Origin of the sequence: Xenococcus sp. PCC 7305, assembly GCF_000332055.1 — a bacterium.
In the GTDB taxonomy this organism is placed as follows: Bacteria; Cyanobacteriota; Cyanobacteriia; order Cyanobacteriales; family Xenococcaceae; genus Xenococcus.
Genome location: NZ_ALVZ01000196.1, coordinates 1 through 14,761 on the forward strand (window position 1 = coordinate 1; position 14,761 = coordinate 14,761).

General features: G+C 40.4%; 17 protein-coding genes and 1 rRNA gene. 13 read left to right on the forward strand and 5 right to left on the reverse strand.

The window, feature by feature from the left end; all coding sequences use genetic code 11:
* Positions 1–59: 59 nt before the first annotated feature.
* Positions 60–177, forward strand: a 5S ribosomal RNA gene (gene rrf / locus XEN7305_RS16160).
* A 71-nt stretch (positions 178–248) separates the two neighbouring features.
* On the opposite strand, the gene XEN7305_RS16165 is transcribed toward rrf, so the two are convergent.
* On the reverse strand, positions 249–1,313 hold the full coding sequence (locus tag XEN7305_RS16165) for a TrkA family potassium uptake protein (protein ID WP_006510541.1): 1,065 nt from the start codon (positions 1,311–1,313) through the stop codon (positions 249–251).
* A gap of 170 nt (positions 1,314–1,483) precedes the next feature.
* Here XEN7305_RS16165 and XEN7305_RS16170 point away from each other — a divergent pair, with 170 nt between their 5' ends.
* The 3 genes from XEN7305_RS16170 to tsaE all read left to right on the forward strand — a co-directional run bounded on the left by XEN7305_RS16170 (position 1,484) and on the right by tsaE (position 4,611).
* Positions 1,484–2,764, forward strand: a complete 1,281-nt coding sequence (locus XEN7305_RS16170; protein ID WP_006510542.1) for an aspartate aminotransferase family protein — start codon at positions 1,484–1,486, stop codon at positions 2,762–2,764.
* Positions 2,765–2,943: 179 nt separating this feature from the next.
* Positions 2,944–4,110 carry a pyridoxal phosphate-dependent aminotransferase gene (locus XEN7305_RS16175; protein WP_006510543.1) on the forward strand — a complete coding sequence of 389 codons (1,167 nt, stop codon included), beginning with the start codon at positions 2,944–2,946 and terminating at the stop codon, positions 4,108–4,110.
* A gap of 27 nt (positions 4,111–4,137) precedes the next feature.
* Complete coding sequence (tsaE, locus tag XEN7305_RS16180; protein WP_040898273.1) at positions 4,138–4,611, forward strand: tRNA (adenosine(37)-N6)-threonylcarbamoyltransferase complex ATPase subunit type 1 TsaE; 474 nt, start codon at positions 4,138–4,140, stop codon at positions 4,609–4,611.
* Here the strand turns inward: tsaE and petG are convergent.
* Complete coding sequence (gene petG, locus XEN7305_RS16185) at positions 4,600–4,713, reverse strand: cytochrome b6-f complex subunit V (protein WP_006510545.1); 114 nt, start codon at positions 4,711–4,713, stop codon at positions 4,600–4,602. The genes tsaE and petG overlap by 12 nt on opposite strands.
* Positions 4,714–4,858: 145 nt before the next feature.
* Between petG and XEN7305_RS16190 the strand changes: the two genes are divergently transcribed.
* From XEN7305_RS16190 to XEN7305_RS16215, 6 genes are all read left to right on the forward strand, one after another.
* Positions 4,859–6,061 (forward strand): argininosuccinate synthase, encoded by a 1,203-nt coding sequence (locus XEN7305_RS16190; protein WP_006510546.1) that lies wholly within the window; start codon positions 4,859–4,861, stop codon positions 6,059–6,061.
* Positions 6,062–6,345: 284 nt separating this feature from the next.
* On the forward strand, positions 6,346–7,089 hold the full coding sequence (locus XEN7305_RS16195; RefSeq protein ID WP_006510547.1) for a phycobilisome rod-core linker polypeptide: 744 nt from the start codon (positions 6,346–6,348) through the stop codon (positions 7,087–7,089).
* A 365-nt stretch (positions 7,090–7,454) separates the two neighbouring features.
* On the forward strand, positions 7,455–7,973 hold the full coding sequence (locus XEN7305_RS16200) for a phycocyanin subunit beta (protein WP_006510549.1): 519 nt from the start codon (positions 7,455–7,457) through the stop codon (positions 7,971–7,973).
* Between the two features lie 79 nt (positions 7,974–8,052).
* Positions 8,053–8,541, forward strand: coding sequence for a phycocyanin subunit alpha (gene cpcA / locus XEN7305_RS16205; RefSeq protein ID WP_006510550.1), 489 nt, complete (start codon positions 8,053–8,055; stop codon positions 8,539–8,541).
* Between the two features lie 153 nt (positions 8,542–8,694).
* Positions 8,695–9,510 carry a HEAT repeat domain-containing protein gene (locus XEN7305_RS16210; RefSeq protein ID WP_006510551.1) on the forward strand — a complete coding sequence of 272 codons (816 nt, stop codon included), beginning with the start codon at positions 8,695–8,697 and terminating at the stop codon, positions 9,508–9,510.
* A gap of 51 nt (positions 9,511–9,561) precedes the next feature.
* Complete coding sequence (locus XEN7305_RS16215) at positions 9,562–10,182, forward strand: HEAT repeat domain-containing protein (protein ID WP_006510552.1); 621 nt, start codon at positions 9,562–9,564, stop codon at positions 10,180–10,182.
* On the opposite strand, the gene XEN7305_RS16220 is transcribed toward XEN7305_RS16215, so the two are convergent.
* Positions 10,179–10,487 carry a hypothetical protein gene (locus XEN7305_RS16220; RefSeq protein WP_006510553.1) on the reverse strand — a complete coding sequence of 103 codons (309 nt, stop codon included), beginning with the start codon at positions 10,485–10,487 and terminating at the stop codon, positions 10,179–10,181. The genes XEN7305_RS16215 and XEN7305_RS16220 overlap by 4 nt on opposite strands.
* Positions 10,488–10,531: 44 nt before the next feature.
* On the opposite strand from XEN7305_RS16220, the gene XEN7305_RS16225 reads away from it, so the two are divergent.
* Positions 10,532–11,356, forward strand: a complete 825-nt coding sequence (locus tag XEN7305_RS16225; protein ID WP_006510554.1) for a class I SAM-dependent methyltransferase — start codon at positions 10,532–10,534, stop codon at positions 11,354–11,356.
* Here the strand turns inward: XEN7305_RS16225 and XEN7305_RS16230 are convergent.
* Together XEN7305_RS16230 and XEN7305_RS16235 are read right to left on the reverse strand one after the other, a co-directional pair.
* The gene (locus XEN7305_RS16230) at positions 11,353–11,538 is read right to left on the reverse strand and encodes an NblA/ycf18 family protein (RefSeq protein WP_006510555.1); all 186 of its coding nucleotides are present in this window, start codon (positions 11,536–11,538) and stop codon (positions 11,353–11,355) included. The genes XEN7305_RS16225 and XEN7305_RS16230 overlap by 4 nt on opposite strands.
* Before the next feature lie 490 nt (positions 11,539–12,028).
* Positions 12,029–13,186 carry an FAD-dependent oxidoreductase gene (locus XEN7305_RS16235; RefSeq protein ID WP_006510556.1) on the reverse strand — a complete coding sequence of 386 codons (1,158 nt, stop codon included), beginning with the start codon at positions 13,184–13,186 and terminating at the stop codon, positions 12,029–12,031.
* A gap of 164 nt (positions 13,187–13,350) precedes the next feature.
* On the opposite strand from XEN7305_RS16235, the gene XEN7305_RS16240 reads away from it, so the two are divergent.
* Together XEN7305_RS16240 and map are read left to right on the forward strand one after the other, a co-directional pair.
* The gene (locus XEN7305_RS16240; protein WP_006510557.1) at positions 13,351–13,566 is read left to right on the forward strand and encodes a hypothetical protein; all 216 of its coding nucleotides are present in this window, start codon (positions 13,351–13,353) and stop codon (positions 13,564–13,566) included.
* Positions 13,567–13,891: 325 nt separating this feature from the next.
* Positions 13,892–14,734 carry a type I methionyl aminopeptidase gene (map, locus tag XEN7305_RS16245; RefSeq protein WP_006510558.1) on the forward strand — a complete coding sequence of 281 codons (843 nt, stop codon included), beginning with the start codon at positions 13,892–13,894 and terminating at the stop codon, positions 14,732–14,734.
* Positions 14,735–14,761: the final 27 nt, after the last annotated feature.

Below are 14,761 nucleotides of genomic sequence, written 5' to 3' on the forward strand. Positions count from 1 at the left end.
AGTATCGAGTATTTATGCAGTCTTGAGGGTTCAAGGTCAATAGGAGCCCAAAAAGCTTTCCTGGTGCTAGTAGCGCAATGGCCCCACTTCGACTCCATCCCGAACTCGAAAGTGAAACGTTGCAGCGGCGAAGATACTTGGGGGGTAGCCCCCCGGAAAAATAGCTCAGTGCCAGGTTTATCATTCCATCAAAAAAACAACAAGAAGCTCTCTTTTTTTATCAAAGAGGGCTTTTTGCTTTAGTTATGCTACTGATTCTTTGGTAGTCTTAAGGATTTAGAGCTAATGGGGCCTAGAATCCGATTGAGTTTTCGCAGCTGTTCTGCTGTTCCCATGCAGATCAAAGCATCCCCTTCCAGTATTCTGGTATCCCCTGTTGGCCCAGCGATTAAATTCCCGTCAAAACGACGAATAGCTAGGACTAGAGCTCCAGATTGGGTACGAAGTTTCGCTTCTCTAAGACTTTGTTCTACATAGGGACATACTCCAGCATCGATTAAGAATTCTTCTAGATAATAAGAACGATTTGCTCCAGTGATAATACCATCTACGAAATCCATAACTTGGGGTCTCAAGGCTGCTGCAGCAAGTCTTTTTCCCCCTGTAATGTAAGGAGATATCACAGCATCAGCACCTGCCCTTTGCAACTTTAGAACTGCTTCTTCATTACTGGCTCTGGCGATCGCTCTTATGTTGGGATTAAGAGTTTTGGCAGATAATATAGTGTAAAGATTTTCGGCATCAGAAGGTAAAGCCGTAACTAAACAGGTTGCCCGATCGATTTTAGCTTTGAGTAAGGTCTCATCGAGAGTGGCATCTCCTGAAATTACTGTATAGCCTAACATCTTAATTTCTGCTACTTCTTCTAGATCATCATCCAAAATTACAAAGGGAATCCCCTCAGCAGCAAATTCTCGCACGACATAACGACCGGTACGCCCGAAACCGCATACAATATAGTGTTCCTCCAGCGCATCAATGGCAAGTTGCTCTTGTCTCATTTTTAATCCTTCTTGAAAATATCCCTTGATTAACGCCTCGGCAAAACGATTTGCAATGTAAGCAATCGTAATTACCCCCATCAATATTAAACAAATCGTAAATAGCCTGCCTCGATCGCCTAATGTATTGATCTCAGAAAACCCTACTGTAGAAAGGGTAATAATTGTCATGTAGGCAGAATCTGAGAGGGACCATTTCTCTACTATGTGATACCAGAGAGTCCCAATCAAGACTAATCCCACTAAGGCAATCGCTCCTGCAACTAACTCTTGGCGTAAACGTTTATATTTTTCATCAAAACGATAGGGCATGAACGATTTTTGTCTTATGGATGCTTGTATTTATAGTCTAATTATTGTTAGCTTAGATTAATTAAGAATTAATTTGGGAATCAACTTTAGCCAGATAGCGATAGCATAAGTAAGATTACTAGTTTAATTACAGTTTCCCATAGCAAAGGAATTTTCACCAGGAGTTATTTGTGAGCCAATCAACTGTAGTAGATAATTTCTCTAACCAATCCGTTACTCAGCAATCTTTTGATCGTGGTGCTTTCGATGATAGTGTCATGAAAACCTATGGACGTTTTCCGATCGCTCTAGAGCGCGGCTCAGGTTGTCATGTTTGGGATAGTGACGGTCGAGAATATCTAGATTTTGTCGCTGGAATCGCTACTTGTACTCTGGGACATGCTCATCCTGCATTGATTGATAGCGTTACTCGACAAATCAAAAAACTCCATCATGTTTCCAATCTCTATTACATACCCGAACAAGGGGAATTGGCAACTTGGTTAGTTAACCATTCTTGTGCGGATAAGGTCTTTTTCTGTAATTCTGGGGCAGAGGCTAACGAAGCTGCGATTAAATTAATCAGGAAATATGCCCATACTGTCTTAGACTTTCTTGAGCAACCTGTGATTTTAACTGCGAAGGCTAGTTTCCACGGACGGACTTTAGCGACCATCACCGCTACAGGTCAAGCTAAGTATCAAAAAGATTTTGAACCTCTAGTAGATGGTTTTGCTTATGTTCCTTATAATGATATCGTAGCCATTGAAAATGCGATCGCAGATATAGACGAGGGAAATCGTCGCGTAGCAGCAATTATGCTCGAACCTTTACAGGGAGAAGGCGGAGTTCGGCCTGGAGATCGGGAATATTTTGCCAAGTTACGGCAAATTTGTGACGAAAATAATATTTTGCTAGTATTCGATGAAGTGCAGGTGGGTGTTGGTCGGACAGGAAAGCTTTGGGGTTATGAAAACCTGGGAGTTGAACCTGATATTTTCACTAGTGCTAAGGGTCTAGCAGGCGGAATCCCCATCGGAGCAATGCTCTGCAAAGATTTTTGTGCGGCTTTTGAACCGGGTAATCATGCTAGTACTTTTGGCGGTAATCCCTTTGCTTGTGCTGCTGCTTTGTCGGTGTTGCAAACCATTGAACAAGAGCAGTTGCTTGATAATGTTATTGCCCGGGGCAAACAGTTGCGGGACAGATTGAATGCGATGGCGAGCTCTTATCCCCAGATGTTCACGGAAGTTAGAGGTTGGGGACTAATTAATGGTCTGGAACTGCAAGCTGATATTGACTTAACTTCGATTGATTTGGTCAAATCGGCTATGGATGAAGGCTTGTTACTCGCTCCTGCTGGACCTAAGGTTTTGCGCTTTGTCCCGCCTCTGATTGTCTCTGCGGACGAAATCACTCGCGGTTGCGACATCTTAGAAAAAGTTTGTCAAACAGCTAGCTCTAAGCTCTAAGAGGCTTGGCGTCCCAAATCTAGTTTTTAACTATTTGTTTTCTGCTTGCTGCTTTTCTCGGTCTCATGGGAAAAAATGTAACAAAATTGTACGAGATCTAAAGTAATCACAAAATAGTTTGAGAAACTAGAGTTTAATGTTAAAAATCTATATTGAGAACTTTTCGGCATAACAATCGCATGAAACTAGCAGCAAGAGTAAATGAGGTGTCTCCTTCTCTAACCCTGGTGATCACCGCTAAGGCAAAAGCAATGAAGGCAAAAGGGATTGACGTATGTAGCTTTAGTGCAGGAGAGCCGGATTTTCCAACGCCGCAGCATATTTGTGAAGCTGCTCAAAGGGCAATAGATGATGGGAAGACTCGATACGGTGCTGTTACTGGCGAATTGAAATTACGAGAGGCGATCGCTAAAAGATTACAAACTAAGAATAAATTGTCTTATAGTCCTGACAATATAATTGTGACCAATGGAGGCAAACATTCTCTCTATGGTTTGATTCAAGCTTTAATCGAAGCTGGGGATGAGGTGATTATTCCTGCCCCCTATTGGGTTAGTTATCCCGAAATGGTTAAACTCGCTGGGGGTACGCCAATTTTGATTGAAACGAGCGCTGCGAACAATTATCGAATCACGACGGAGCAGCTAAGGGAAGCAATTACAGACAAAACTAAGTTATTGGTGCTCAATTCTCCTTCAAATCCTACTGGGACTGTTTATCCTCCAGCTGAAATACGCGCGATCGCGGACATTGTTGTGGAACAAGATATCTTGGTGGTTTCTGATGAGATTTACGAAAATATTCTTTATGACGATGCGGAGCATCTGAGCATTGGGGCGGTTAATCCCGAAATATTTGCTCGGACAATTACGAGTAATGGTTTTGCCAAGAGTTATTCGATGACAGGTTGGCGTGTCGGCTATGCAGCGGGGCCATTGGAAATTATTCAAGCTATGGCAAAAATTCAGGGTCATAGTACTTCTAATATCTGTAGTTTTGCTCAATATGGTGCGATCGCAGCTTTAGAAAATTCTCAAGATTGTGTTCAAGAAATGTTGAATGCTTTTGCTGAGAGACGAGAGTTTATTTACCAAGCAATCAATGGTATTCCTGCTTTGTCTTGCCCTAAACCTGATGGGGCATTTTATGTGTTTGTAGATATTAGTAAAACTGGGTTAAAGTCCTTAGAATTTTGTAATTCTTTATTGGATTCCTATCAAGTAGCGACAATTCCCGGAATTGCCTTTGGTGCGGATAATTGTATTCGTATTTCCTATGCAACAAGTCTAGATACGATTAAGCAAGGAATAGAAAGATTAAGTAATTTTGTTAATTCTTTGACTTAAATTTGATTACTAATGAGTGCTAATATTCTGCAAATACCACTCCCCAATCATCAAGCGACGGAGAATCTAGGTTATCTTCTAGGCAGACATTTACCTGCTTGCAGCACGATCTTATTAAAAGGGGATCTTGGTGCAGGGAAAACAACTTTAGTCCAAGGGATAGGAAGAGGGTTGGACATAACAGAATCGATTGTCAGTCCAACTTTTACTCTTGTGAGCGAATATCTAGAAGGTCGGATACCTTTATATCATTTGGATTTATATCGTTTGTCGACCGAGCAGGTGACAACTATTTATCCTGAAATTTATTGGGAAGGTATCGAAGTAGATCCTGGCATTACAGCTATTGAATGGTCGGAACGTTTGTCTTGCTATCCTCGCGATCGCATAGAAATAAGCTTAATTTATGACGAAAAAAAAGGCCGTCAAGCAACCCTGACATTATTCGGTAGTAACGACCTGAATTTAAGTTTTTTAAATGATTTAACTTTAAAGTCCTAATTGATTACCACGTTTGTATTGCATGTAAGCAGCGAAAAACAAACCAGCCAAAGTAATAGTAATTAGACCCAATACAATACCTAAAAGTAAAGGTTCGATCACAGAAATATCTCCTTATTTATAAATTTCTTATGTCTTAACATTCTACATTTTCCTGGATCACTTATCATTCTTCTTTACTGGTTCCTTGTTCCCTGACTATCCGTTACAATGACCTTCTGGTCTTTTTATCAACTAAATTACTAATATGGGACGTGCAAAAAAGGTTGTTTTGGCATATTCAGGTGGAGTCGACACTTCAGTATGTATTCCTTACTTAATGAACGAATGGGGAGTGGAAGAAGTTATTACTCTCGCGGCAGATTTGGGGCAAGGAGAAGAATTAAAACCGATTCAAGAGAAAGCTTTAAGATGTGGCGCAGTCGAATCTTTGGTCGAAGATGCTACCGAAACTTTCGTTAAAGATTATGCTTTTCGTGCTATCTGTGCCAATACTTTATACGAAAATCGCTATCCTCTTTCTACCGCTTTAGCACGCCCTCTCATCGCAAAATTATTAGTCGATGCTGCCGAAAAATATGGCGCGGATGCTGTGGCTCATGGCTGTACAGGCAAAGGTAATGACCAAGTCCGTTTTGATGTCGGAATTATGGCCTTAAACCCTAATCTCAAAGTTTTAGCTCCGGCTAGAGAATGGGGTATGAGCCGCGAAGAAGCTATTTCCTATGGAGAAAAATTTGGCATTGAGTCTCCTGTAAAAAAATCTTCTCCTTATAGTATTGATAAAAATTTGCTTGGTCGAAGTGTGGAAGCTGGTCCCCTCGAAGATCCGATGACGGAGCCCCCCGAAGAAGTCTACGAAATGACTAGAGCGATCTCGGATACGCCAGATGAACCAGAATATGTAGAAATTGGTTTTGAACAGGGTATCCCTGTTAGTCTCAATGGCGATCTCCTAGGCCCTGTAGATTTAATTTCCCAATTAAATGGACTTGTTGGCAAACATGGTATTGGGCGCATTGATATGATCGAAAATCGTGTCGTCGGTATTAAATCACGGGAAATCTACGAAACTCCTGCATTACTCGTGCTTATTCAAGCTCACCGCGATCTAGAAAGTTTGACCCTTACTGCCGATATCACCCAATACAAGCGGGGAATTGAGCAAACCTATGGTCAATTGATCTATCAAGGTTTATGGTACAGCCCCCTCAGACAAGCTCTAGATGCTTTTATTACTCAAACTCAAGAACGAGTAACCGGAATGATACGCATTAAATTGTTTAAAGGCAATGCTGTAATTGTTGGTCGTCGTTCTGACAATTCCATTTATACCCCTGACTTGGCAACTTATGGGGCAGATGATCAATTCGATCATAAAGCAGCCGAAGGCTTTATCTATATATGGGGTTTACCAACAAGAGTTTGGTCTAAATCAGTTAACAGTTAAGAGTCCCATTAGGCGAAATAATAATAACCAGTTATAAATTGTTTCGCCATTGTTTATTTTCCATGAATTCTATAAGTATAGTTACTTAGATTATTGATAAATGTTAAGAAAATATTTATATATATTACAGAATTGCACAATAGTCAGTATAACGATTCCTTAATCCTCTAATCTCAATGGGAGTAGAGTTTTGTTTTCTCAATCAAAACTAGACTGCTAGGGAATTTTATGGTTCTGCAAGGTTCCGACTTTGCTCCTAGCATCCAAAACAATGGAGGGTTAAAATGTCCATTCCTTTGCTCTCTTATCCTCTTTCGACACAAAATCAGCGTGTTGCTGGTTACGAAGTTCCTGGAGAAGAGCAACCCAAAATTTACTCAACGGAAAATATTCTTTCCGATTCGGAGCAGAATGATCTTGTTTGGTCAGCTTATCGGCAGATTTTTAACGAGCAGCAACTGCTTACGAGTAATCGTCAACTAGCTTTAGAATCTCAGCTCAAGGCTAACCAAATTACAGTCCGCGAGTTCGTTCGGGGATTAGTACTCTCTCCTAACTTTCGTGAACGCAATTATGAGCCTAACAATAACTATCGTTTTGCTCAAATGTGTGTGCAAAGGGTTTTAGGCAGAGATGTTTACGACGAGAAAGAAAAATTGGCTTGGTCAATTGTTCTGGCAACCAAAGGTATCGAAGGCTTTGTTGATGCGCTACTAAATAGTGACGAATATCTCAGTAATTTTGGTGATGATATTGTTCCCTATCAAAGAAGGCGGATTATAGCTCAGAGAACTGAAGGTGATTTGCCCTTTGCTAGAATGCCTCGCTATGGAGCGGATTACCGCGCTAAACTAGAAGAACTAGGATATTTTCAGGGTAAGGCTGGGGATTTATGGACTGGAATTCCTTACTATCCACCCCAAACTGCCCTATTGGTAGCTAGATTTTTGGCTATTTTTGGAGCTGTTTTTCTTGGCTTTTTGTTTTTGGCGAGCGCATTAGCTGCCTTCGGCTTGATTAGCTTATAGCTTTAAACCTATAGTTCTAATCGAAAAACTCAACAGGCTCTGTTAAAAATTAACAAGTTGTAACAAATAATGGTTCGGCGCCATTGTATAAAAGTTACCTGAGGGGTAAATGCCAGTCGGTAAAACCAAAAACGGTCTTTCAACTGTTCAAAGAACGTTTTTTCAGGTTGACTCGCTGAGTGTAAAGTTTTCTATAAAAGCTTAACAAATATTACTTTAAGCAAGGAAAATAATAAAAGCTCCCAAGAGGTTGGATATCCACCTCGGAAGAACCTTTCCACTCTAAGTAGTTGGTTACGGTTTTTGTCACAATTTCTTTTTGAATTTCAAATAAACTCATTTACATCGAGTAGGAGATAAATTAAATGTTCGACGCATTTACTAGAGTAGTATCCCAAGCAGATGCTCGTGGTGAATTCCTCTCCACTGCCCAAATCGACGCTCTAGGAGCCATGGTTGCTGAAAGCAACAAACGCATGGACGCTGTTAACCGTATTACTAGCAATGCTTCTGCAATTGTTACTAATGCAGCTCGCGCTTTATTTGCCGAGCAACCTCAACTCATTGCACCTGGTGGTAATGCTTACACTAGCCGTCGTAATGCAGCTTGCTTGCGTGATATGGAAATCATCTTGCGTTATATTAGCTATTCTATTTTCACTGGTGATGCTAGTGTATTGGAAGATCGTTGCCTTAATGGTTTGCGTGAAACTTATCTTGCTCTAGGTACTCCTGGCGTATCTGTTGCTAACGGTGTTCAGAAAATGAAGGATGCGGCACTTGCTATTGTGAACGACAGTAACGGTATCACTAATGGTGATTGTACTGCTTTAGCATCTGAAATTTCTGGATACTTTGACCGTGCGGCTGCCGCAGTTGCCTAAATTAAATAATTCAGTTTCAGATTTCTATTATTTAGAGTCAAACAAATAAAATTAGTAAAGTAAACGAGAACTCACAATCATGAAAACTCCTTTAACCGAAGCGGTATCTTCTGCTGACTCTCAGGGTCGTTTTTTGAGTAGTACTGAAATTCAAACTGCTTTTGGTCGTTTCCGCCAAGCAAGTGCGAGTTTGGAGGCTGCTAAAACCTTAACTTCTAATGCTTCTAGCTTAATTAACGGTGCTGCTAACGCTGTCTACTCAAAATTCCCCTACACCAATAGCACTCCTGGCCCCAGTTACGCTTCCACTCCAGAAGGTAAAGCAAAATGTTCTCGTGACATTGGCTACTATCTACGCATGGTTACTTATTGTCTGATTTCTGGTGGCACTGGTCCTATGGATGAGTATTTGATAGCTGGTTTAGATGAAATTAACCGTGCTTATGAGCTTTCTCCTAGCTGGTATATTGAGGCTCTTAAGTATATCAAAGCTAATCATGGTTTGACAGGTGATTCTGCTGTTGAAGCGAACAGCTATTTCGACTATGCAATTAATACTCTTAGCTAGTAGGTAATTCAGTTGCAATAAGTAACTTCTGATTAATAGCTTATCTTGGTTGCTAATTAGAGTGTCCAGAAGAGTATGCGAATACTGTGCGTCAGGCTAGTGTTTGTTTACTTTTCTGGGCATTGTTATGTTTGAAGTGATGAAGGATGAACGATGAGGGATGAGGAAGGAATTAGAGAAGCTGAGCAGTTGACGTTGGATCAGGCTCTGGAAAATCTCAGGCAAAAAGAAGATTTGGGTTTACGTTACTATGCTGCTTGGTGGTTGGGTAAATTTAGGGTTCAAGAACCAGAAGCTGTTGATCTTTTACTAGTGGCATTAGAGGATGAATCGGATCGCGCTCCTGATGGAGGATATCCTTTGCGACGTAATGCTGCTAGAGCTTTGGGTAAGTTGGGCAATAAAAAAGCGGTTCCTGCATTGATTCGATGTTTGGAATTTCCCGATTTTTATGTGCGGGAAGCTGCAGCTCAAGCTTTAGAGAATTTAGACGATCACCGTTGCGTTCCTTCTCTTGTTAAATTATTAGAAGGCGGCGTGGCTAAAGCAGAATTTGTGACCGGAAAACCCCATTTAGTGGAACCTTGTGAAGCGGTGATCGAAGCTTTGGGAACGTTAAACGCCACAGAAGCGATCACATTTATTAAACCTTTTCTGGGGCATTCGGTGGCGAAGGTTAAATATGCAGCAGCTAGGGCAATGTATCAGTTGACTCGGGAAAATCAATATGGAGAAATTTTGATTCAAGCTCTATCGGTTGATGATTTGCAATTACGCCGTTCTGCTCTTATGGATTTGGCTGCGGTGGGTTATTTGCCAGCAGGGGCTGCGATCGCAGATACTTTAGCAGAGAACAGCATGAAGTTAATTGCGCTTAAGGGCTTATTGGAAAAAAACCTCGATGCAAATTCTACCAAACTAACCCCAGAAAGTATCCAAATCATGGATTATATGGATTCTCTTTTATAACTATCAGGGAAATTTACCTGTTCCCTGTTCCCTATTCCCTATTGCCTTAAAATGATTAGTATTGAAAAACTTATTGAACATGTAAATAAAGCAGATTCTGCCGATGCCTTATTAGACGCGGTGGAAAATCTCGCCGATGCCAAATCAGAACTTGCCATTCCGACTTTAATTGAAGTTCTCGGTTTTAATAATCCAGGGGCTGCTGTCGCTGCGGTAGAAGGTTTAATTAAAATTGGCGAATCTGCTGTTCCTCAGTTATTAGAAAATCTTGATACCTACAACTATGGAGCCAGAGCCTGGATGATTAGAGCTTTTGCGGGGATTGGCGATCCTGCGGCTTTAGATTTATTGCTGAAAGCTGCGGTCACGGATTTCTCCCAAAGCGTTCGTCGAGCAGCGGCTAGAGGTTTAGGCATCATCAATTGGTCAAAAGTTGCCCCTGAAAAAGTTGCTATTGCACAAGAACAAGCTCTGCAAACTTTATTTTTGGCAACGGAGGATGGAGAATGGATTGTTCGTTATGCTGCGATCACAGGTTTGCATTCTTTAGGCAATGAAACTCCCGAAAAGTTTCTGACTGCGATCGCAAATAAACTGCGAGAAATATTGACCCAAGAGCCCGAAATAGTAGTCAAAGCAAGAATTCAATTGGCTCTAGAGCAATTAGGTTAATTGGGTTTTTCTGGGCTAGATGAGGTTGCAGCCAACTCCAATAATCCGGCAAATCCTACGAAAAAAGTATATAGGCCATAGCGTAACGGTGGTTTGTCTTGGCGCCGAGCCTGAAAAGCTGCGATCGCGCCTTCAATCAAATGAGCCAGCAAAGCAAGACTTCCTAACCATAATATGGGGTAAAGCTTATTGGGCAATAGACCATCTGTAAATCTCAAATACAGGTACCAAATTTCTAGACCCAAAGCAGAAGTGATTAAAATAGTAGATGCAATCTTAATTAGGTATAATAATTTCTGTCTCATTTTATAATACTTATTTGGAAATACTTTATTTATTGGAACATATTGTGACAATTTACGATAATCCGGTCATATCGTCTTTTTTAAGTTTAATTGTCGGTCTATTTATCGGAAAAGATAACCTCAGATTACATGATGTGCTTGATTGGGAACAAGCTGGCGATCGCTTTAAAGTTGGAGAACTTGAGTATCCTGAATATTATCTTCACCAAAATTTCCACGGAATCCCCCAAGGTTATCTCAATAAGATAGCCCCTGTAACCTATGATGCCGTAACCAGGTTCGCCGCACCACCCCATGAAATCAAGTTACGACAACAAGCCATTTCCAAGATTAAAGGTAAACCACAAAGAATTCTCGATCTAGGCTGTGGAACTGGAAGTTCAACTTTAATGTTAAAACAAGCTTTTCCCGAGGCTGAAGTTGTCGGCTTGGATTTATCACCACAGATGCTGTTGATGGCAGAACACAAAGGGAGTAAAAATAAGTTAGCAATTAAATGGCAACAGGGACTAGCCGAAGCGACAAGTTTCCCTGACGAGAATTTTGATCTGATATCCGTTGCTTTTTTGTTTCACGAAACTCCAGTACATATTTCCCAAGCAATCTTGCGAGAATGTTTGCGATTACTCACTTTAGGGGGACAAATAGTGATTCTGGATGGTAATCAGCAGAGACTGCGCCATACCAATTGGTTAATTAGACTTTTTCATGAGCCTTATTCCCAAGCTTATGCCGCGGAAAACATTGATAATTGGATGCAAAGTTTAGGATATAAAGAAGTCGAAACCAATTATATAGGTTGGATTTCCCAGCTGACTACTGGCTTTAAAATCCTGACAGAAAGTCGTATTTTGAATGAAAACTCTTAAAGATAACAGCTTTTGAATAAATCTCGGCACAAATTATCTTTAACCATCATTTGACGAAAAGCCTCAAATAAATATTCTTTAGCTTGTTCTAAGGACATGTTCTCTATATCCTTTCTTAATACTTCTAACTGGAACTGTTGCTCTAGAGAAAGTTGACCTATGTTCTTATCATTGTTATTCATGATGTGGCTCCTTTATTTATCGTAGATATTGTTGTAGCTGTAACATCAACGATTCTCAATTTTAGGAGCTGACAATAATTTCTGTGCTTAGAAAATCGTGATACCCATTAGAGAGAATCTAGACGTTAATAGCCATCTTTGGTTCCAAGTTTTCATGATGAACTATCTATTGTTTAAATCGAGTTGTTACTGGATAGTGATCGAGAAGTTCTATATTAGAAATCCGCTCTAATAGAAAACTTGCTTGTTTGATGTCATAATGCTTATTTAATTGTTGCCCAACAAACAAGAACGTTATTTTGATACCTAGTGATATTATAGCAATTTTTTGATTTTCGATAATTATTAGGTCTTCAATTTATTAATTAAAGGTGTGGCTATCCGCATTAATAAGCAATTTTTTGCACAAAAAACTACCTGAAGAGGGGAATAATGGAAGATGAAAAGATAAAAACAGAGATATTGATGTGGATTTCCAGTTTATTTCCTATTATTTATTTTGAAAAAGATTCATGAATTTACGGTCTATATAGTCTTTCCCAAGCCAGAGCCAAGAGGATTGCCAACCCCAAAATCCCCAAGATGCGATCGCTTTTTTATCTCCAGTTCCAATGAGAGCTAAATATCTTTTTTGGGGGGCATAAGAGATTAAAGCTTGTCCTGTAATCAGATTTTGCCAATTTTTAAAAAGTGGTGGGCCTTGTCGTACGGCAAACACTCCAGCTTTGGGACGAGTATGGTTTTGCATCGTCGCGATATCGCCCGTAGCAAATACATGGGGATGGGAAATAGAGCATAAACTATCTTTTACTAAGATAAAACCTTGGCTATCTGTGGCTAATTGAGATTGTTTGATCCATTGGGGAGCTGAGGCTTGAGTTACCCAAAAGAGGTAATCATAATCAATATTCTCATCATGATCACAAATAACATGAGATGAAGTAACTTCAGTAACTTGAGTTTTTAAATGTAATCTAACTTCTGCTTTGACCAAAATCTTTTGTAAATGTTGACTCACCCAAGGATTATGTCCAGATAATAATTTATCTCCTCGATGAATTAAAGATATTTGTAATTTATCGGCATAATTTTTCCCCATTTCCCCAAGCAAACGCGATCGCATATTTAAAGCTAGCTCAACCCCTCCTGCTCCACCTCCGACAATTATTAGCTTGATGGCAGATTGGGGCTTATCTTTGGCTTTTTCTAGTAAATTTTCCCAGGCATCTAGGAATTGCGGCACGGGTTTAGCAGGTATTGCATGGTCAGAGGCCCCAGGAACCGTCATTCTATTGGGAGTGCTACCAATATCAATAGATAGGTAGTCAAAACTTATGGGTTGATGATTTTGACAAATAACTTGATTATGAGCCAAATTTAGGGCGATCGCGCGATCGATGATTAGATCTGCCCCAACTCTTTGACAAAGGTTAAGCAAGTCAATATGAGTTTCTTCGTAGCTATAGAAGCCAGCAACATGACCAGGTAGCATTCCTGAATAGGGAGTTTGCTGCACATCACTAATTAGGGTTATTTTGACGTATGGTAGTGGTTTAGCGATCCAGAGATTGAGTGCGATCGCATGAGAATGACCTCCGCCTATTAGAACGAGATGGGGAAATTGGTGCGTAGAGTAGGATTGTTCCATTCTGGTGAAAAATAGATGGGGCTTTAGGGATTTAGGGAATTGAGGTGATTTATTAACTGGTGTTGCTGAATCCAGAAATGATTTGGCATAAATTGTATGATTGAGTTGTCTTAGCAAAAGCAAAAAAGCCTAGAAGTGCTGGTGATTATACAGGAAACAAAGAAATGAGTTCAGAAACAAAATCTTATGAAGCACAAATGCTGGGACAGCTCATTAAAAATGCAGAATCAATTGCTGTTGTGAAGGAAAAACTTAGTGTAGTCGAAGAAAAACTTACCAAGGTTGAAGCTACGGCAAATCGAGCTGAATGGTGGTTGAGGTTTATTGCTGGGGCGGTAGTTTTGTCTTTTTTTAAGGAACAATTGATAAGCTTTTTTTGAAGTTTGTGGCAACAGATGGCGAATATAAGATTTAAGTTCGCATAGTCATTGGGGTTTGTTAAGATGAAGGGTGAGATTAAAAATTTGATGTAGTGGGAGAGATTAAGGTGCGGGATGATATTCTACAAAAAATCAAAGAAGCAAAAGAAAACCAACTAGAAGAACTCGATTTAAGCAATTAAAGAATATTTCGAGCAATTGGAGGAGGGACAAGATTATATTTATGAAGCTAAATTGCTCATCGTTGGGGAAGGCGGAGCAGGCAAAACAACCCTCTTCCCCAGAATTGCTATATTAACTAAAAGCTATAACTTGCGTCTGCTACATGAATTTTCTGACTAATCTGCTATCACCCAAAACTAAATCCCCAGCCAAATCAACAGGACTTCCTCCCTTAAAAAGAGATCCTCGGGGAATACATATTAAGTCAGCTCCCGAAATTGAAAAGATGCGTCATTCAGGAAAGATTGTCGCCACCGTACTTAGGGAAATCGCATCATTCGCTAAACCTGGTATGACTACAGCTGAACTCGATGAATATGCCGAGGCCAGGATTCGGGAATTGGGAGCAACTCCTAGCTTTAAAGGTTATTATGGCTTTCCCGGCTCTATTTGCGCTTGTCTCAATCATGAAGTGGTTCATGGCATTCCTAGTGCGAAGAAAGTTATTCGCCAAGGAGATCTGCTAAAAGTAGATACAGGAGCCTATTGCGATGGGTTTCACGGTGATTCCTGTATCACGATCGCTGTGGGAAAAGTTTCCAAATCCGCAGCCAAGTTAACGAAAATTGCTGAAGAATGTTTATATAAAGGAATTGAACAGGTCAAAGCTGGTAACTATTTAATGGATATTGCTGGGGCGATCGAAGATCATGCTCAAGCCCATGGTTATACTATTGTAGAAAACTATACTGGTCACGGAGTAGGCAAAAATCTCCACGAACCGCCTTCGGTGTTCAACTTCCGCACTCGCGAACTAGAAAATGTCAAACTAAAAGCAGGCATGACCTTAGCGATCGAACCAATTGTTAATGCTGGCTCTAAGCATACTAAGACTTTGCGCGATCGCTGGATGGTCGTCACTGTTGATAATAATCTCTCGGCACAGTTTGAGCATACTGTGTTAGTAACTAATGATGGTTATGAAATTCTTACTGATCGTAATTAATGAGGGCAGAGGGCAGATGGCAGAGGG